This window comes from Brevibacillus sp. MS2.2 (genome assembly GCF_013284345.1).
Classification (GTDB): domain Bacteria; phylum Bacillota; class Bacilli; order Brevibacillales; family Brevibacillaceae; genus Brevibacillus; species Brevibacillus brevis_C.
Window position 1 is genome coordinate 73,943 of record NZ_JABSUZ010000020.1, and the last position, 18,721, is coordinate 92,663.

22 protein-coding genes are annotated in these 18,721 nt (G+C 42.4%); 12 read left to right on the top strand and 10 right to left on the bottom strand.

Translation table 11 applies throughout. The features are described from left to right. Positions 1 to 22 precede the first annotated feature (22 nt). From HP568_RS18330 to HP568_RS18345, 4 genes are all read right to left on the bottom strand, one after another. Positions 23 to 538, bottom strand: a complete 516-nt coding sequence (locus HP568_RS18330) for an SRPBCC domain-containing protein (protein ID WP_048033343.1) — start codon at positions 536 to 538, stop codon at positions 23 to 25. Between the two features lie 31 nt (positions 539 to 569). Next, positions 570 to 914 carry an ArsR/SmtB family transcription factor gene (locus tag HP568_RS18335; protein ID WP_173629884.1) on the bottom strand — a complete coding sequence of 115 codons (345 nt, stop codon included), beginning with the start codon at positions 912 to 914 and terminating at the stop codon, positions 570 to 572. A 172-nt stretch (positions 915 to 1,086) separates the two neighbouring features. Further along, positions 1,087 to 2,052, bottom strand: a complete 966-nt coding sequence (locus HP568_RS18340) for an SDR family NAD(P)-dependent oxidoreductase (protein WP_173629871.1) — start codon at positions 2,050 to 2,052, stop codon at positions 1,087 to 1,089. Positions 2,053 to 2,163: 111 nt separating this feature from the next. After that, positions 2,164 to 2,670 (bottom strand): TetR/AcrR family transcriptional regulator, encoded by a 507-nt coding sequence (locus HP568_RS18345; protein WP_048033345.1) that lies wholly within the window; start codon positions 2,668 to 2,670, stop codon positions 2,164 to 2,166. A 643-nt stretch (positions 2,671 to 3,313) separates the two neighbouring features. Between HP568_RS18345 and HP568_RS18350 the strand changes: the two genes are divergently transcribed. The 3 genes from HP568_RS18350 (at position 3,314) to HP568_RS18360 (ending at position 4,474) form a co-directional block, all read left to right on the top strand. Then, entirely contained in the window at positions 3,314 to 3,451 is a 138-nt protein-coding gene (locus tag HP568_RS18350; RefSeq protein ID WP_157966789.1) for a hypothetical protein, read from the top strand. A 206-nt stretch (positions 3,452 to 3,657) separates the two neighbouring features. After that, positions 3,658 to 3,945, top strand: a complete 288-nt coding sequence (locus tag HP568_RS18355) for a hypothetical protein (RefSeq protein ID WP_254551331.1) — start codon at positions 3,658 to 3,660, stop codon at positions 3,943 to 3,945. Between the two features lie 442 nt (positions 3,946 to 4,387). Next, positions 4,388 to 4,474 carry a YjcZ family sporulation protein gene (locus tag HP568_RS18360; protein WP_016743434.1) on the top strand — a complete coding sequence of 29 codons (87 nt, stop codon included), beginning with the start codon at positions 4,388 to 4,390 and terminating at the stop codon, positions 4,472 to 4,474. Between the two features lie 766 nt (positions 4,475 to 5,240). Here the strand turns inward: HP568_RS18360 and HP568_RS18365 are convergent. Then, positions 5,241 to 5,498: a hypothetical protein gene (locus HP568_RS18365; RefSeq protein WP_048033346.1), complete on the bottom strand. Its 258-nt coding sequence runs from the start codon at positions 5,496 to 5,498 to the stop codon at positions 5,241 to 5,243. 182 nt (positions 5,499 to 5,680) lie between these two features. Between HP568_RS18365 and HP568_RS18370 the strand changes: the two genes are divergently transcribed. Beyond that, positions 5,681 to 6,061, top strand: coding sequence for a DUF1259 domain-containing protein (locus HP568_RS18370; RefSeq protein WP_053079598.1), 381 nt, complete (start codon positions 5,681 to 5,683; stop codon positions 6,059 to 6,061). A gap of 466 nt (positions 6,062 to 6,527) precedes the next feature. Continuing rightward, on the top strand, positions 6,528 to 6,932 hold the full coding sequence (locus HP568_RS18375; protein ID WP_048033348.1) for a hypothetical protein: 405 nt from the start codon (positions 6,528 to 6,530) through the stop codon (positions 6,930 to 6,932). A 367-nt stretch (positions 6,933 to 7,299) separates the two neighbouring features. On the opposite strand, the gene HP568_RS18380 is transcribed toward HP568_RS18375, so the two are convergent. Then, complete coding sequence (locus HP568_RS18380; RefSeq protein WP_173629872.1) at positions 7,300 to 8,247, bottom strand: ABC transporter substrate-binding protein; 948 nt, start codon at positions 8,245 to 8,247, stop codon at positions 7,300 to 7,302. A gap of 317 nt (positions 8,248 to 8,564) precedes the next feature. Here HP568_RS18380 and HP568_RS18385 point away from each other — a divergent pair, with 317 nt between their 5' ends. Further along, positions 8,565 to 9,203, top strand: a complete 639-nt coding sequence (locus HP568_RS18385) for a flavin reductase family protein (protein WP_173629873.1) — start codon at positions 8,565 to 8,567, stop codon at positions 9,201 to 9,203. Between the two features lie 274 nt (positions 9,204 to 9,477). On the opposite strand, the gene HP568_RS18390 is transcribed toward HP568_RS18385, so the two are convergent. The 3 genes from HP568_RS18390 to HP568_RS18400 all read right to left on the bottom strand — a co-directional run bounded on the left by HP568_RS18390 (position 9,478) and on the right by HP568_RS18400 (position 10,773). Beyond that, complete coding sequence (locus tag HP568_RS18390; RefSeq protein WP_254551333.1) at positions 9,478 to 9,738, bottom strand: SDR family NAD(P)-dependent oxidoreductase; 261 nt, start codon at positions 9,736 to 9,738, stop codon at positions 9,478 to 9,480. Next, positions 9,726 to 9,842, bottom strand: a complete 117-nt coding sequence (locus HP568_RS18395) for a MerR family DNA-binding transcriptional regulator (RefSeq protein WP_254551335.1) — start codon at positions 9,840 to 9,842, stop codon at positions 9,726 to 9,728. The genes HP568_RS18390 and HP568_RS18395 overlap by 13 nt, the downstream gene beginning before the upstream one ends. 550 nt (positions 9,843 to 10,392) lie before the next feature. Continuing rightward, entirely contained in the window at positions 10,393 to 10,773 is a 381-nt protein-coding gene (locus HP568_RS18400; protein WP_048033352.1) for a PH domain-containing protein, read from the bottom strand. Positions 10,774 to 11,013: 240 nt separating this feature from the next. Between HP568_RS18400 and HP568_RS18405 the strand changes: the two genes are divergently transcribed. Continuing rightward, positions 11,014 to 11,832 (top strand): putative protein N(5)-glutamine methyltransferase, encoded by an 819-nt coding sequence (locus HP568_RS18405; protein ID WP_173629874.1) that lies wholly within the window; start codon positions 11,014 to 11,016, stop codon positions 11,830 to 11,832. Positions 11,833 to 12,965: 1,133 nt separating this feature from the next. On the opposite strand, the gene HP568_RS18410 is transcribed toward HP568_RS18405, so the two are convergent. Continuing rightward, positions 12,966 to 13,103, bottom strand: coding sequence for a hypothetical protein (locus HP568_RS18410; RefSeq protein ID WP_173629875.1), 138 nt, complete (start codon positions 13,101 to 13,103; stop codon positions 12,966 to 12,968). Positions 13,104 to 13,472: 369 nt separating this feature from the next. Here HP568_RS18410 and HP568_RS18415 point away from each other — a divergent pair, with 369 nt between their 5' ends. The 5 genes from HP568_RS18415 to HP568_RS18435 all read left to right on the top strand — a co-directional run bounded on the left by HP568_RS18415 (position 13,473) and on the right by HP568_RS18435 (position 17,842). After that, entirely contained in the window at positions 13,473 to 14,294 is an 822-nt protein-coding gene (locus tag HP568_RS18415) for a DUF6492 family protein (RefSeq protein WP_048033354.1), read from the top strand. Between the two features lie 287 nt (positions 14,295 to 14,581). Then, positions 14,582 to 14,875, top strand: coding sequence for an SRPBCC domain-containing protein (locus HP568_RS18420; protein WP_173629876.1), 294 nt, complete (start codon positions 14,582 to 14,584; stop codon positions 14,873 to 14,875). A gap of 348 nt (positions 14,876 to 15,223) precedes the next feature. Further along, positions 15,224 to 15,583, top strand: coding sequence for a VOC family protein (locus HP568_RS18425; RefSeq protein WP_048033355.1), 360 nt, complete (start codon positions 15,224 to 15,226; stop codon positions 15,581 to 15,583). 473 nt (positions 15,584 to 16,056) lie between these two features. Continuing rightward, positions 16,057 to 16,140 (top strand): YjcZ family sporulation protein, encoded by an 84-nt coding sequence (locus tag HP568_RS18430; protein WP_082195952.1) that lies wholly within the window; start codon positions 16,057 to 16,059, stop codon positions 16,138 to 16,140. A 934-nt stretch (positions 16,141 to 17,074) separates the two neighbouring features. Next, positions 17,075 to 17,842 carry an AAA family ATPase gene (locus HP568_RS18435; RefSeq protein WP_173629877.1) on the top strand — a complete coding sequence of 256 codons (768 nt, stop codon included), beginning with the start codon at positions 17,075 to 17,077 and terminating at the stop codon, positions 17,840 to 17,842. The last annotated feature ends 879 nt before the right edge of the window (positions 17,843 to 18,721 follow it).

The window sequence follows — 18,721 nt, forward strand, 5'->3', positions numbered from 1 at the left end:
GGCGGCCTTTTCGATATGTCCCTCACTTGATCTCGTACAGACTCTCTTCCAAACGATCCCACGTTTGGGTGATACCCTCTAGCATGCCCATGTCCATGACAGTTTTGAGGGCTTCCGCAGATACATATTCAGAACGGCTGACCAGCTTCGTCTTGCCACCCAGATCGATGAACTCCATCATAACCTCTGTCGAAGGCATAGTATCATTGGTGTTGCCTTCTGCATCTGAAAAGTAATCGGTATAAATGATTTTCTCTGGCTCAACCATTTCCTTATAAACGCCTTTGCCCCAAGATTCCATACCGTAAAAATCACCTTGATTCTTATCTACACATTTCATGCAGTAGTGCCAAACACCGCCTGGACGGAAATCGACATTACAAACCGGGAGTTCCCAGCCTTTCGGTCCCCACCAACGCTTGAGATGCTCAGGCTCTTTAAACATCTTGAACACGAGCTCTCTGGGCGCGTCAAATACACGCTCCAGTACCAACACCCGCTCGTTCTCTACCCTTGAAACCATTGTGTTTCTTGACATAGTAATTCCTCCTCATTCATTTGAATGGCTCTCAAGTATTTTCCTTATTCTGCAATTCCCGCAAATAGTCTTCCAGATTATCAAATCTTTCTTCCATAGCACGCTGGAACGACTTCACCCAAGAATCCAACGCTCGGAAGGGCTCGGGCCTGAGCTTGTAAATTCGGCGATTGGCCTCGGCCTTCACATCCACGATCCCGTTATCACTAAGCACCTTCAAATGCTTCGAGGCTTGGGGCTGGCGAAGCCCCAGTTGGTCTGCGATTTCCCCTACAGTTAGAGGACCGTCGCGCAAAAGTTCGACGATTTTCATACGATTCGGTTCAGCCAAAGCACTCAGCGTCGCCATGTCCATGCCCGGATTCATCCCTGACATGTCTCTCACCTCGTTACATAATGGATTCTACGTTCCTCTCATCCCCTTCAGCGTTATTGTGATCATCTTGTTAGGTAAAATATACACCGAAGAGAATATTCCTGTAAAGGAATATTTAAAGATTTTTTTCAGATCATATGATAGTGATTAATCAATAACTACCAGCTATCATTTATTTCATGGAAGTACGATTCTGTAAATCTTTGATCGTTGCCGTAATACCCTCCTCGAAATTGGTTACTGGGATCGGTCCAATAAGCCGTTCATATTTTTCTCCGCTAAGGATCAATGGTTTTTCGGTTAAGTATAGCATCTCGACAACCTCCTTCATCACCGGGACGAACATCCCCAGCAAAGACAAACCAATTTTCCCAAGAGGAATGACAGGTTTCACGGTGCCACTTGCTTTTTGGGCGATTCGGACGATGTCTCGACCGGAAATGATGCCTCCACCTGGAATGTGCCAGTTTTGTCCATAGGCAAACTCTCGACTGGCCAACTCTACAATCATCTTCGCCGCATCCGGCAAGTAAACAAAGTCGCGAGGAACATGCATATTCCCAATGAAAAGCCCCGGTTTTCCAACCGCAATTGCCTCGAGTGTGGAACCCAAATACGATGCCTGATTAGCAGTAGGTCCGTAATAATCCGGTAATCTGACAATCATCGTTCGTGCATGATCCCAGCGACTGCTAAACAGCATCTGTTCAAATGCCAGCCTGATTTTTCCTTTCTTCGTATGCGGTTGCTTTGGATGCTCCTCCGTCACTGGTTCCATCTGCTTTCTCCCGTATGGATAAATGCCGTCTACCGCAACAACCTTCAAACCTCTCTTATTGGCGGCTTCCATGATCGCTTCGCCAAGTGGGATCAGCTTATTTACCATCTCGTGATAAGGGACGTTTGCACAATGGAATAGTACATCCGCTCCCTCCGATGCTGCTACGATGTCTTGAGACCGGAATGCATCCCCGACGGCCAGTGACAAATGTTCTGGATTCCCCAGCTCTGACGCCATTTGCTCTAGCTTTTGTAGAGAACGCCCAAAAGCAATCGTTTCAACCCCTCGATTGATTAGCTCCGCCAAAATTGCCGCTCCCGTTCCGCCTGTCGCCCCGACTACAATCGCTTTTTTCATTGGGATCATCTCCACTCGTTTTATTTGTGATTGATCAATCACTAACTAATTTGAACTATAACTCGTTAGTTAGTGATTAGTCAATAACTAATTGTCGCAACTTTTTCTCCGTTACACCTCCATCAATTCCGGCATGCCTAAAGCTGCTGAAATATTACACAGCATTCCTCTTGCCAGGAAAATAAGCGTTCTCTCTTCTGGGCTCGCAATGCCCGCTTCACGAAAAGCTGTTAGGACGATCTGACGAGCCTCCCGAAACCCTTCGCGCATTGCCTCTCGAATCGAAGGCTCTTGAATCGTCTGGGACTGCATTTGAAGAAGTATCTCATTTTGATGGGAAGCCAAAATCTTTTCATATGCCTTGATTAAATCTGTTTCCAATTGCTCTTTGGATGCGGACTCCACAACGAGACGGAAAGAGTCTATGATCCGCTCCCACGACGCCTCCAAGGCTGCCTGTAACAAAGCTTCCTTCGATGCAAAAAACTTGAAAATATACGGCTGGGAAATCTTTGCACGCTCTGCCACTTGCGCTGTTGTTGCCCGGAAATATCCGATTTCAGCAAAGACTTCAATGGCAGCAGAAATGATTTCCGTTTTACGATTGACTGACGTCATTGCAAGATCGCCTCCCTTTTAGTGATTAATAAATAATACCGATTATACGTCAGTTTGTGATGAGTTTCAAATACCCTATATCAACTATATCACTCCCCCTTAAACGTTTGTTCATGATTAGCTGCTGATTCAAGTTAGCGATCATCGAACGATAATGCTTACATTGTCGCAGATATCAGTCAGCATGCAACAATTTCCCCTCTCTGTTATCACAATTCGTAGTTTAATAACTACGACATCGACGTATTTTCTGAATTTTTGATATTTTGCATGTTAATTAGAGTGCGCGTGTGTTACTATTAAAGGAAAAGTTTTATTTTTCCATTTCAGGAGGTGAATAACAATGTTAAAGAAATTACTTCAAAAAATTGGTGCTAACTCAATCCGCCCATGCCCACGGGAGTGTATACCAGCAGGAAAACATTGCATGTGTCCCGCGTAATATTAGATAGTACTTAAAAAGACCGTCCCAAAAGCTATGTGCGCCGCAGAGGGATGGTCTTTTTCCGTCTACCTATCATCCTAATTTCGTTCGTTTTTTATACCGGAACACTGTACACAATGGTTGGATACGTTTCGCTACATGAGCAGCTCACCGCGCGTAAACTTTTTTGGGAAGTCAAACTTACTAGGGGGAAGATTTATGAAAAAATTTGCTCTGTTTGGTATTGCTACTGCATTATTTCTATCGCTTTCATTACCTGGTGTTAGCAGCGCAAAAGAACAACGTGTACCATGCGAAGCTGACGGGTATTGCGGATGGCCGATTTATAGCGTTTAACACCAACACATCCAATAAAGACTGAGATGGCGCTTGGAAAGAAACGGACTAAAGATACAATGAGATATATGAAAAGTAAATTCTGCATCGGTTTTTATTTAAATCAAACATCATGCACCGACTGTTTAACGATCGGCATGATGTTTTTCTTTTTTTCATTGGTTAAATTACGAGCAACTAGCTTCTAACTGGCTTTAAAAATTAGTTTGGCCTTTGCTTTTTGGTTCTTTATTCTTTTGGCCAATAAATCACTTCTTTCAAGTGATATTCCATTGACTCTTACCTATGTCAGGTTCACGCATCATGGAAAAATACATATCTTCCTATCAATTCCTACACTTTTGTGGGGGCTCTCTACTGCTCAAGTATTTACCTATCAGTATCACCCCTATGATGCGCTGATGAGTGTTATTGGCTTCATATTCTCTGCAGCGATCATGTTCTTTTCTATTTTGATGCAGCGTAAATCTCCGAATACCAGCTTAAAACTATGACACCGGACACAATATATGAAATAAAATTCATGTTCTTATAATCACTTACTCACGATAAGATGGTAATACATGGAAATGCCTACCAGGGAGGTGAATGATCATGCTGAAGAAGCTCATGAAAATGTTAGGTTCAAATTATTCAATTGAGCCTTGCGGAGACTCATGCATTATTTATCATGGCAGATGCTTATGCCCTTGGTAGAGGGAGCTACGTTTCAAAAAGGCAATCCTAAATGCCATGACCTGAATGAGGCTAAGGCATAGCTTTTTTCGTCGTGTATCCCCCTGCTGAAATAACATTCTTGAACTGTTGGACATGACAAGTGACAGTTTGTTGCATGCCCAAATTTTCCACTTACTGTGATATCGCCCTTACATAGCTCCTCAGTTTGCATAGCTTGAGTTTGAGGTTATTCCTCATACACTTGAAGGGGTGATATCGATGGGATTCTTTGACGACAATTTTGCTTTAGTTTTAGTTCTTTTCGTTTTATTAACAATTGTTGCTTGCAGTTGTGATGAGTGCTAATTTCTGTCCAATGTTATGGGCGGCTAAGCTGCCCTCTTTCTCCCTCTTTGACATCAGTAAGCTTTGAGCCCATCTTTTTGTCCACTCCTCCCGCGTTACCCTTTAGTAGAAGGAGTGCAGTATGGTGGAGAGGTTGGATTTGGACACTCTGTCCTACGACGATTTCAACAAAAGAGCCGCCCGGTTCTTTCCCCGAGCGGCTTAACGCCTTTCACGTCTTCATGTAAGGAACCTACCAACTCGTACTCATGTAAGCGTGTTCAGATACGCCTCTATCCCTTGCAATACTGTTCATAATATTCCTACCAGCTTGCATTCTAGGTCTATCCTATGCTTGCTATCCTCCAGATTGATAGCGAAATCATTGAAATGCCGCACCTTGTTTTCAAGGCTTTTCATACCGTTCTTCCAGCGTAGTCAATGTGGAGGGACGCAACCCTTTCCCGATCAGCTAGCCTGCTGGATCGCTTTATTTGTTTTGTTTAAACTACATACTTTCAGAATATTATTTAATCTTCACATATTAGCGAAACTAATTATGAGGTGTTTATTATGAAAAAGTTCGTTGCTGTTGTTTTTGCTATTGTAATGGTTAGAATCTTTCGTGCCCCTTGCTAGGGGCATTTTTTGTACAACCATGTACTCTGCCTATCCAAGATTCTCCATTTCCATCGTCATCACGATAAAGGGAGTCCCATTGTTTACGAATGAGGCCGTTTCTTTACATCTCGCTCTTGAATATACTTTGATTGCTCTACGATTAAAGCTAGCAACAGCCCGATATCCAACACATTTTCGGCCTTGTAAAGATTTTGCTTGCGACCTTCTGGGACTTGTGCATCAAGCCCGAAACAGAAGAAGCCCGTAAGCTGACCATGATTATCTCGAACTGCATAATAGGTCCGTCTAATAGTTCTTGAAGTGCTTCTGGACTATGATCAATATCATAAAAGGAATATTCCTGCGGATATTTCCAAGTTGTAACTTGCTTTGCATCTGGAATTGTCATCAACTGAAAATTCATTTATTCCCCCCCATAAAACCTTTACATTCCGTTCGTTTTTCATAGAGCTAGCCCTGCTTCTTACCAGTATGTTTGGTATCGTTATCTTTTTCACTTGTACATGCACCCTTTTTTACCTCTGTCCAGAACTTCTTATTCTCTTCTACATAAAATGCATGAAAACAAGAAAAGGAGGATCACACTTGAAGATACCGAAAAGTTTATGCGATCGTATAGCCAAAATTCTGGGTGGGACAGGCATGTCAAATGATACTTGTTCTATCACGATTAAGCGTAATCTCCATGCAACAATCTTGGGCAAGCCATATGAAACTGAGCACGAAATTACCATTGAATCCCTCGATAAAGAAGGAAATACCTTGAATACGGGTGAATTTACACTCCTTCAATCCGAAGTCCAAGAGTTTATTGACGCTGTTCGTAAACAAGGGTTTATCGTTACTGCCCTGCACAATCACTGGCTCTTCGACAAGCCACGTCTCATGTATTTGCATCTTGAATCTGTTGAGCCACCCTTAGAGTTTGCAAAGAAACTACGTCGTGCTTTGAATGTACTGAAATAACCGCTCCTCGTGGCGCTAAGCGTATTGAAGCTTAGCGCCTCTTTCATTGCCTGCCACTATCGTATTCTCATAGGCATGAATTCCAATAGTTGATAGATCAATATTTTACAAATTGTAGAAAGTTCCCTCGGTTGTTGAGAAACCCTGAGAACCAGACATCGTTTTCACTTCGATCGAAGACTACGTTCATAACGAGAAGCAAATGTGTAATCATACCTGAGACAAAGCACATTCTATTGTTTGGTCACTATATGGAGGTAAGTCGAGAAAATTGCCAGTTCGCTTGCTAATTAGCTTTAATAAGTATGCATTCGAGATGCATTCCTTTTGCCGAAGAGAAATGCTGCATAGGCGAGCAATCATCTTTTTTATGTAATTATTTACCATTTCATTCAATTTGAGTATAATTACCTTTAGTTCCTGCATTTAGAATTTGATCACAATTGATACAAAGGAGTGTACTAGGATGAAAAAACAGCTTCTCTCTATTTCGATGCTTGCTTTACTCCTCTCTGGCGCACCTGTATATGCTTCCGCTTCTCCCAATGCTCAAGTACAAGGTGAAGCAGACACAGTAACCTTGGAGCAGCAAAAACAAGAACAACAATTCACCAAATATTACTCCCTTACTCCTGGGCAGTTAAGTCCAAAAGAAGCGATTTATCTAAAGAAAGGGCAGGAGCTCCGTATCAGTGCAAAAGGTAGCTTTGCGAATTACACAGTCTATAATGCTCAAAATAAACAGATTTGGAGCGGTACGACAGGTATCATTATTAAAGCTGATGCGGACGGGTATCGCTACGTACAATTTCAAGCCCCCTATTCCTATGAGGATCAAAATGTTATCGTAGCTACTTTTACGATTCAATAAAACATGAATAGCTTTTAGCCCGTCTTGATTGTGAAGACGGGCTTTATACATATTTGCATCGCTCTTTCTTCGTCAACCTCTTCGCCTAGTCCATTCTCATTCATCCTGTGAAAAGTCGAATGGCCACTTTTTCCTTTTCCTCAAGAGTGAGGCAGAACGAAGCTTGCATCTTACCTTGATGACGTTCATGAATACACGTGATGTCTCCTGTATCTAGACTTAAGCGATTGGATGAAGAGTGTTACGATCGTTGCCGTCGCTGAAGATCTCGCGGGATTTTTTCCCCTCGCACCAACAGGCACAAGGGGTTTCGCTTATAAGGGAAACACCTTTCGAATAGTCCCTATCGTTTGTGTCAATCGCATGGTTATTGTTTTTTCAGCAACATGCTACCAATCTCTTCTAAGAGGATTTCCTTTCCAATTGGGCCAAAGGCTTTGATGTTGAATGTTTCATTGGTTACTTCGTAGAGATGGCCTTGTTGAACTGCCTTGTTGCTTTTCCATACTGGGCTCTTTTTCAGTTCTGCGTAAACATCATCTGCTTTTCCGCCGAAATTGACGAGGAACATATGATCTGGCTGAAAATTCGTAAGTCCTTCCAGCTCGATCATTTCCATTGTTTTATTCGTAGGTGTTCCTTCTGCCGGCTTCAGGCCGAGATCAGTGAACAAGATATCTGCATACCCATAGTTTCCGTAGACGCGGAACAATTTTGGCGTTACAGCCAGGAACATAAAGGTCTGGTCGCCGTACGCTTGCTTGAGTTGCTCGCGCATCCCTTTCGTCTTCTCGTCATAGCCAGCCAGCCACTTGTTCACGTCCTCTTCTTGTCCAAGCAAGCGGCCGATTTCCTTAAACTTATCACGCCATTTGTCCATGTCTGTCTCCAGAACGACTGTCGGCGCAATTTTGGATAGTTGCTCGTACATCTTTTGCTGGCGGTTATTCATAATAATCAGGTCTGGCTTGGTTTCTACCACCGCTTCCAGATTGATAGAGTCATCCCACATCCAGCCAACCGTTTTTACATCTGTCAGCTTATCCGCTACGTGGGACATGATTTTTGTCTTGTATGTATTGGCCGTAGCAACCGGCTTGTGTCCCAAAATTAATAGTTCCTCCGCTGCCCCCGATACGTCTGCAATCCGCTTTGGTTCCGCCGGGATTGTCACTTCCCCCATCAAGTGCTTGACTACGCGTGTCTCAGACTTCTTGGGTTCTTCCGAAGCCATTTGGCTGCTTCCGCAACCCGCTGATACGACAGTGACTACTGCAACCAAGCAGGCCAGTACGATTCGTGTTCCTATTTTCATCCGTTCATTTCTCCTTGTCACGTGATGTTTGGTGTGAAGTATTGTTTGATAATGATTATCATTATAAGTGACAGAGAAGATAATCACATATTCTAGCGTATATGTCAATGTTTTTATATTTTTTATGTTTATAACGAAACGAAGTTGTCCCATGTTGCAGATTGGGGAATGTTCTGGATCACGCAAGCCATTGATTACTCCCTTTCAATTGAAATGAAACAGCAAAATAACGAAAAGAATAGTCATTATAATTTGAAATAGGTCTCTTATTTGAGACGATGGAAAACATTTCTTTTCATAGTGGAGGGAGCACGATTATGCACAAGGTAGTTGAACCAAAAATTCTATACTTTGGGACGCCAGTTGTACTCATCAGTACATTAAATGAGGACAATTCTGTCAACCTTACCCCTATGTCTTCTGCATGGTGGCTTAACCAATCTTGCATGCTTGGAATGAGTAGCTCATCTCAAACCGTTACCAATTTGTTGCGCGAACGCGAATGTGTTTTGAATCTTCCTTCGCCTGATCTTGCTCATGCGGTGGATCGTCTAGCTTTACTAACTGGACGAAATCCTGTCCCGGAGCGCAAGGCTAATGTGGGATATCGATTTGAACCGGATAAATTCGGAACGGCTAGGCTCACCCCTCAAGATTCGGACCTGATTCGGCCTCCACGCGTTGCTGAATGCCCAGTGCAATTAGAGGCAGTGGTAGAACAAGTCCATAATTTTGAACTGCCCAGCTCTTTAAAAGCTATTGAAGTAAAGATAATACGCGTTCATGTTGATGAACAAATCCTAATGACTGGCGAGAAGAACTACATCGATCCCGAGAAGTGGAGCCCACTGATTATGAACTTCTGTGAATTTTTTGGCCTTAGCCACAAGCTGCACCCGTCAAGATTAGCCCCAGTTTTTGGTCCCTCTTCAGCTTTCGCTAGCAAATCAAATTAAATATCATTGGAGTGCTATTGAGCGCCTATCTTTTCGATGATTAATACAAGAAGAACAGCATTCAAATAGCAAGAATCACCTTCTTCCCTATTTTCAAAGCATCAATTGATATGCATGTTGAAAAACGAACATTCTCTCTATTTATACTAAGAATGGTCCAAAGATAAGGACTTTACCATGGGGCCATTTACTTCTAGAAAAGATAATGTAGCATTCAATAAGATCCAATCCTTTGAAGGGATGGAATTGACTAAATAACACGGCGAGGCACCTCCTATCTAAAAGGAAGGTGCCTCAAGTTTTTGAAGACTCTGACTAAGTCAAAAAGGTAAAGTCGCCAAATATCGGCAAGATCAAGCTCGCCTAGTTCCGCTTCAGGAACGGCCTCCATTGCGACTTTGGCTTTGTCCTGCGAACGGGCCGGTACGACCACTTGGGCGCCTGCCTTCGCAAATACCCTCGATACCTCCAAGCCAATACCAGAATATCCGCCAGTCACAATCGCAACCTTACCGGCTAAATCTACTCCTTGCATGATTTCTTCGGCGAAGCAAGCAATCCTATTTTCTCGTAATATCGAAGAGTATCCGTAGAAAGTCCCGTCCGCTCTGCAATCGAATACGTCCGTTCTTCGTTCATGAATGCCTAGCTCCTCACTCAGGCTATTTTTGTACAGCATGATATTTATGTAAAATGTAACGGCTCGAATAACGACTTATCTACCTGTTCGAGCCGCATCGGAGAAATGAAATAAACCTGTAGTCACCTCGATACAAAAAAGTCCCCAATTGCTTTAAGCAAATTGGGGTTCACAAGAAGTAATACGTGAATAAAAAAGTAGTCATGTATATAGTAGGTTATCAGATCAATATTTACTACAAGTATATATAGGTATGCAAACCTTCTCTTGCCAAAAAAATAGCGCAGACTCATCTGCACAGATTAAGTCGTACGCCTTATCCCCAAGAGAATCTACACTAGATTTCATATTACCTTACTTTTATCGGTTTGATTGTTCGGCTAGTTCATGCATAAATATTGGTAAATAGTTTGTATTTTCCGTTTGGTGGGAAAATGTTGTACTTATCAAGTATATTAGACTTGTGCAATGGGAAGATTGCAGCTTCCTCAATTTGTATGCAAACGAAACTGAATAACCAGTCTCTGGTTGAATTCCGACCACTGTCTGCTACTCATTCAAAATGTACTCAGCCAACACACTCTGTATGTGATAAATATTCAAATTTTTGTTAAATTGTTTTTGGATCGGTACTGCACTTCCAGAAACCCAAATTTTCAATTCTGCATCCAAGTCAAAATTTCCGGCTGTTTCAATGCTAAAATGGTTAATACTTTTATAAGGTATGGAGTGGTACTCTATCTTTCTACCAGTAATGCCTTGCTTGTCAACCAGTATTAACCGCTTGTTGGTGAAGATAAACATATCACGAATTAATTTGTACGCCTTTTCTATGTTCTCATTTTTCGCTAAGATTTGAGCATACTCTCTTTGAACATCTGCAATGTTAACTTCCGAAGCGTTACCCATTAGACCGTCTAATAAGCCCATATGAACGTCCCCCTATTCCAATGATTGATACATCGTATTCTCCAAACAGTTCAAAATTCCTACTGAAGTGGTTACTATTGCCTCAAGGTAGCAGTGATTACCTTGAAATTCAGGATGCAGAAATGATCTCACCCACACAAACTCTCCTATTTTTCAAATCATGTGTTGTGTTGGCTCCTTAGATAAAATAAAATCTAATACATAAAATGACATCAATTCTGAAGTGAGGGAATTTATTCTTTGAATGATTATGGGGATCATGACGATCAATTTTTTTCTATTATCGTCACTAAACTTCAGGAAGCTGGGTGTGTTTTCGCTGAAGATGAGGCCAGGTTACTCATCGCTTCGGCAGGGACAACAACTGAACTTTCGGACATGGTAGAACTGCGAACAACTGGCATGCCTCTCGAACACATTATCGGATGGGCTGAGTTCTGTGGACTGCGGATTATTGTGGATAAGGGAGTTTTCGTTCCCAGACAACGTACAGCCTTTCTTGCTAGACAGGCTGCCGCCCTCATCCGTCCAAAGTCGGTAGTGCTTGACCTATGTTGCGGTTCAGGGGCGGTGGGTGCGGTTCTTGCTTACTTGGAACATATCGAATTGTATGCTACTGACATTGATCCAGCCTCGGTGCAATGCACTCGCCGGAATATTACTACCGCAGGGGGGCGCGTATACGAAGGAGATTTATTTGAGCCTCTTCCTATCATACTGAGGGGGCGCGTTAACATCATCGTTGCGAATGCTCCCTACGTTCCCACCAAAGCCATCGAATTTCTTCCACCTGAAGCTCGCATACATGAGGCGAAAATAGCACTCGACGGGGGAACAGATGGGCTTGACGTCCAGAGACGAATAGTGGCTACAGCTCCACTCTGGCTGGCGCCTGGTGGACACTTACTAATAGAGACAAGCGAGCGTCAGACACCTCAGACAGTCGATATCTTCACTCGTTGCGGGCTGATTACACGGGTGACAAGGTCTGACGAGTTCGATGCTACTGTCGTAATCGGAACCAAGCCATCGACAGCATCGTTTGTATTCGGACCATGATTTCCGTTCATGTACCGCTACCTGTTCTGGTACTGCTTGTTAAAATAAATAGTGGTTTGGTACAGAATCATAAAATCAACTAACCTATTATGGAGATGATTCTACGTAAGGCCAACGACAATACCCACAGTAGCGGTAACTGTTCAGATTCCGGTCATTGGCGCAACCCAAACACTACTAACAGCTTCTAACCAACATTATTATCCTCCATTACCGCTATTTCTTCTCCTTCTGAATACGGCACCGCTTTTCGCCTCGCATCACTCCCACACCGGTTCCGCTATCCAAAACGCAAGTAATCATGCAACCCATTTGCGAATAATTAGCGAAAATACCGATCCAACGTCAGGCAACTTCCTTTGACCACTTCTTATGTTATTGCAGGAGGTGGTCAAAGTGGCTGTCAGATGTCTTTGTCGAGGTAGTAGCATGATCATCAAGTATATCTGGTGAGTGATTTACAACTTGCGACGATCATTGCTGTCACAATTGGCATGGCGGTTGGGTTTATCACGGGAAAATGTATACCCCCTTTGCAACAATGGCCGGATACGTTTTGATGTTTGTTTTATTTTTCTATTTTACGGTTTCGCTCCTTGAGTAGCTTTACTTAATTTCTCTTTTGTTATGATGCGGCCCCTTGGGTTTTATAGAATGGAATAAAATTATTGTACTTGCTGATTCTCTAAAGAATGTATTTCCCGACGGTTCCCTACTCGACAAATAAATTTACATTTTAACAAAGTTTGATAATAGACACACCTCTTACGTTGGTTAAGAGGTGTGTTGACGTTTCTTACGTCTTTCCACTTCTCGTAGGTACTGTTAAGTTAAATCGCTCTTTTTCAGGCACGCTTGCATGTGATCCTGATATGCTCCGGCAGAACATTCGGAGAAGAGAACCCGAGCTCCATACGGATCAGTATCACTACATGTGAGTGACTTTCGACGACAATTTTCTAACGCAACCAGTTCCCATTCTTCTCTGGCTTCCTCCACCGTCAGTAGGCCTTCGCTACATCTCCGAATTGGTTCTGATTTTATTTTATGGATAGTCTCGTCACCTTGATATACCACGCCTTTACTCGGTGCCAATTTGCTTCACATGTAACCTCGGCTTAATCCTGCATCAGCTATAAATTTTGGCAAGTCACACTCCCCAAGGTACCCCCAACGAAATGCATCGTTGCCGTAATCATGAAACTCCCCCAACCCTGTCCTTTAATCGATGGCAGCTCATACCGCCGACCCGTTACCTCAACTCGAGCCATGAGCTTTCCTCCCTACACAGACTGTTAAAATGTGAATGCATTCATTTGCCGCTTTCGCCGGATTTCGTCACGGCTATCACAGCGCTCCTGGTTTTCTGCTAGCTCCATCTGTTCCGGTCTCCCCTCAAAGAAACGTATGTATTCCGTTAGTAGCATCGAAGTCGGAACAAGCTGCCATTGTTGTAGGTCAACGATTCCGACGAGTCAAAGTGAGGAGAATTTCAGACAAACATCCATTTCTCAGGATTTCCATATCTGTCATATTCACCTTAAGGAAGAAAATCATATTCTATCTGGAAAGTCGGACACTCTGGCTAACCTGTTTAGACACATATGCTTAAAGCTGCTAAGCGAAAAGGAGTTGAGAAGTTGACACGTTCAGCGAAAAGCACTTTCAACAGCTCTATTAAAATTGATGTCCTGATCCCAGCTATTGAGAAAGACCTTGGCACTCTTCCCTATGTCATTGACAGTATACGGAAGCAAGTGAAGCATCCGGTCGGTAAGATCATGGTTGTATCGCCACCAAGCAAACGAATCCAAGCCCTTTGCCGGCGTAAAAACTGCACCTTCATCAATGAAAGACGCGTCCTCCCCATTACAAAAAAAAACATTCACTACCAAACCAAACGTACCAATCGCTCGGGCTGGCTACTCCAACAATTGTTAAAATTGGCGGGAGGAAACTTGACCAAGCAAAGGTATTATCTTGTGATTGACGCCGACACCATTCTCATCCGCCCTCATGTTTTTCTCGTCAACGGGAAAACCGTTTTTTACTGCCGTAACTGGAGTCGTCCCGAGTATTTTCGCACCTATAAGAAATTAATGGGAACCAGGGCAACCGCTTCGCGCTCTTTCGTTGCCCACTATATGCTGTTCGACAAATCGAAGCTCTCCCGGCTGAAGTCTAAAATTGAGGCCAGGCATAAAACTAGGTGGTACTGGGCGATTATTAAGAAAACCAACAAGCAGAGTTATGCCGGCTTCTCCGAGTTCGAAACTTACGGTAACTTCGTGAAAGCTCACTACCCCGGTCATCTGGTTGTAAGAAGTTCCCTTAACAAAAGCTTATCTTCAAAACCGGCATCACTTACTCGTAAACGAATCATCAGACTGGCCCAGAATTACAGGTCCATCTCCTTTCATAAACGCGGCTGGTATATCCGGAAGAAGAACGTGAGAAAATGAAGAGCTGTCGAGTCCAACTGCTTGTGATGTAAGAGATAGTCTCCAGACCTTGGTTGAATGTGATGTGTGCGGAGAGAGATAGGGCTCCTTGCTAATTTCCGGCGTAATAGCGCAAGCGTTACAGGTCTTTAACTCCTGTCTCAAATTTGACGTGTACATGCCCCTCAAATTCGAGGGGTCCACCTATTCTCTAATTCTCTTTTGTTAAGACCCTACACATATCCGTTCAATCTCTTCAATGCTCTTTCCAAGCAGCTTGAAATGACGACACATTGCGGTCATATTTAATGAGAACCTTGATCAAGGAGATATTTAACTATCGATACATGATGGTGAACTTGGAGACCGGCGAGGAGTATCCCACCGGAGGCGTGTTTCTCGACGTCGTACCTTTCGAACAGCTCGTCAACGATCCCAACTCCCCTGTCGTGACCCTAACCCTCATCGCACAGGGCGACCGCACCGAGATGATCTTCCACCTACACGGAGTCGCCGATCACCCCGGAGATAAGTACATGTACGACCTCTGGTCAGATGCGCTCGACACTCTGATGACGCACCTGCACGACCAGAAGCAGTAAAGGTAAGCACGAACTATTTTGGACAGAGTTTCAAGTTGCACCTCTATTGCACAACACGAACAGTAAATCCGTTGAAGAGGAAGCAATCGCAAGTTGCCACGATAGTTTATCAACCGGCAGCAGTCTAGACGGCCCTCATCTTGATAAAGGTGGGGGCTATTTGACGCATTCGCCGAAATCGCATCACAACTGCCATAGCTGTCGCAATTGATTTGGCTCAAAAAGATCTTATCCAGTAATACCGTTGCACATGTAACAAATCGTGTGTTTTGTTAATCACGTTCACGTATATTTCATATAAAATAATCAATAGATTATCAAAAACCCAATAATTCGGGAGGGTACGAAATGAAGGTCAAACGAATCGTCGCCAATATAGAGAGTCAGGATATCGCCGCAGCTAAATGCTTTTATCAGGACGTGCTCGGCCTAAATTTATTGATGGATCATGGTTGGATCGCAACTTACGGGACTGCCGAAGAAATGAGCGTTCAAATTAGTTTTGCTTCACAGGGAGGTTCCCACACTCTTACTCCCGATCTATCAATTGAAGTTGATGACGTCGATACAGCGCTCGAACGGATGAAGAAAGCAGGGTTTCCAATTGAATATGGGCCAGCAGATGAGCCATGGGGTGTTCGGCGTTTCTACGTCCGCGACCCATTTGGCAAGCTCATCAACATTCTTGGTCATCTAAAGTACAATTGAAGCCTACTCATACAATTACGGTTTTGTTAACTTCAATTGTTGTAAAATCGTAGTTATCATTTGTTGCTATAACGACTGATTAGCACTCGGTCATGATTGGAAAGAAACACAGACTGCATGAATTGAAGAGTATGTTCGCTATTGCGTAAAAGCAGAGTGAACAAAAAATCTGGCATTCAGATTGATGTTGTTTTCGACACAGATACTTATCGTAATTACTGGCCCTTTTATTAAAGGGCTTTTTTCCATAACTATTGCGGGAAATGAAAGGTAAACGACCAAAGTGAAGATACCGCGGAGAGATTTTTGATGATTTCTTCGTCATTGACTAAGTACACTTTGCGTTAATCACCATAAAAATGACATTTCTTACACCCATTTTATTTTTCTTGTACAAACGCCCATACATAGTTCGTTATATGACATACCTTAATTTTAGGGTTATCCTTAATTACAATTAAGGGGTGACATTAATGAGCGCTGGCTTTTTTGATGACTTTTCATTAATTTTGGTTCTCTTCGTCCTTTTAGTAATTGTTGCTTGCAGTAGCGAGTAATTTTCAATGTTTATGGGCGGCTATATAAGCTGCCCTTTTTACATAATCGCCCTTTAAACTTTGTCTTTAATTTGGATAAGCCTTTCTAAAATGAATTTGCGCATCAATTCGCACATTTGCGTTTACCGTAGGCTTGTATCAGTTGCCAAGCTTCCCCCATTTGCATTCTCTATACCATATAGTATTAAAGATTGTTTAAAAGGAGGTGTCAGAATTGGCGGCACAAAAAGGTGTTACAACTTCATCGAGAAAAGTGTCCTTGGACATACAAAGAAAGAATCGTAGAAAAGCAGTCCGATTAATCAACAGAATTGTTGTAGTAAAAACAATATTTGATACATTTACCGGCTGTCTTCTCAGTGTCGGACCAAATGGTTTTCGCGTTCGGGTCTACACTGGTAGCAATGAAACGTTCACCATCATCACCATTCCATTAAATTTCGTAATAAACCTCTTTCCTTTCCCTTGCAATTGCTAGGTTCAAGGCCCCAAACCAACGGGGCTTATACATATTCCCTTTCTTTTTCAATCCTTTCTTACCTCGTTTCCCTCAATAACTTTCGTGTTAAATTGGTTATAACCAGCATTCCTCCAAGCTAATACAAGGTATAATTAACCATAAATTGGAGGTGATTTACATTGTTGCTACTATCTAAAGTTTTATTAGCGTTGCTCCTTTTCTTGTGGGTTGGAGCGGAAATTATCTTTTCTCCCAGTCCCAAAAAGGTTAGAGCTAGAATAATGTTTTTCATCGCATTAGTCGTTATCAGCGGAGCAATTTACTGGATAGGGTATTGGTTATAAGGTCCATCTTTCTTCCCTACACATTTTGATAAATCAGCTTTCTTTTATGGAAGCACACGAACTTTGATCCCTCGAAGTGCTCGCGTATAATGAATGAAATAAAAAATAGTAAAGAAAGGAGCATAGAAATTTGACAACGAGTTCAAAAGACACATTCTTACGTAGCATACATTTGAAAAGAGAAAATGTTCCCTCTTTTTTGTCCTACCCATTTAATCTTCCCTTTCTTACTGATTTTGAAAGTCTAGATATCCATCCTAAAGTGACGTATATCATCGGTGAAAATGGTATGGGTAAGTCTACCTTCCTTGAAGCAATTGCCGTTGCTTTAGGATTTAATCCAGAAGGTGGAACTATTAATTTTTCTTTTTCTACTCAAGATACTCATTCTGAGCTACACCAATTTATACGGCTCATTCGAGGTTTTAGAAAACCAAAAGATGGATTCTTTTTCAGAGCCGAAACCTATTACAATCTGGCTACAAATATCGACGAGATGGATCGAGCTCCTTCCTATAGTAGACCGATTATTGACTCATATGGCGGCAAGTCTCTGCACCGTCTCTCTCATGGAGAAGCTTTCTTTGCCACATTTCTTCATCGATTTAGTGGCAATGGACTGTATATATTGGACGAACCAGAAGCTGCATTATCACCTTTCCGTCAAATGGCTATGCTCTCTAGAATCCACTCTCTAATCAAAACAAACTCCCAATTTGTTATATCAACTCACTCTCCCATTCTCATGGCCTATCCGGATAGTGTGATATACGAGTTAACTGCTAGTGGTATTCAGATGAAATCACTAGAAGAAACTGATCATTATTTTTACTATAAAGAGTTTCTAAATAACAAGGAACGGATGCTCCGGGAATTACTGGCAGATGACGAGACTTAATTACAAGATGAGTATTATGTTTTGTAGCATAAGACAACATTATTGATGAAAGCGCGTCAAACTAATAACAACTTTTTTGAGGTGAATACCTTTGTGGATGAAGTTATCTGCTGTCGCCTTGAACATCCTCCTTGGGATCGCAGGAGTCTATGTTCTCATATTTGTCATAATGACTGGTGGTGCACTTGATGGTAGCCGGTCTCCAAGTACTAGTCCCTTAGGGTATTTGGTTATCCTGATTTACTTATTAATTTGTTTGGGAACCAATTTTCTTTTTGCCCGAAAGTCCTCAAGTATCTGGAGGTATTGCCTAACAAGTGTTTCAGTATGGCTCGGTTCATTTTTCATTACCATTCTTTTATAGGTTCTGCTTTTTTACGTTCCTAGAAAAAGGAGTGTTGTAGTCGTATGGAGAGGTCGTTTTCTTATGTCGTTACTTGGAGTCGAAAACAGCTAATAATTCCGCCGAACCACATCACTATCGTTTTCAGTTTCTGTCTGTGATCTTGGCTTTTGCTGTATTAGCCATCAGTGCCCCTTCCGCTTTTGCTCAACAAGAAAATACATTTAACAAGCAAGTTTCTCCTCAACCTGCTTCAACACATATTTTCCATTTACCAATGTGCTGACTACCGAAGAGTAAGCACTTTGATGCAAGTAATTCAGGTAGATTCACGTTATATGTTACTCAATCCAGGCTGGGAATACTGAAGTAACTTACAGTCTGTGGCATCCTCCATCCAACCAATCATGAACTAGTTCACGAGGTTACAAGGACGGGAAATAGGAATTCTATGGTTCATACCTTCAGAATCCCTAAAGCAGGCAAATACTATTTTGAAATCAAAAATCGCAGTAAAGATAATAACAATCAATATA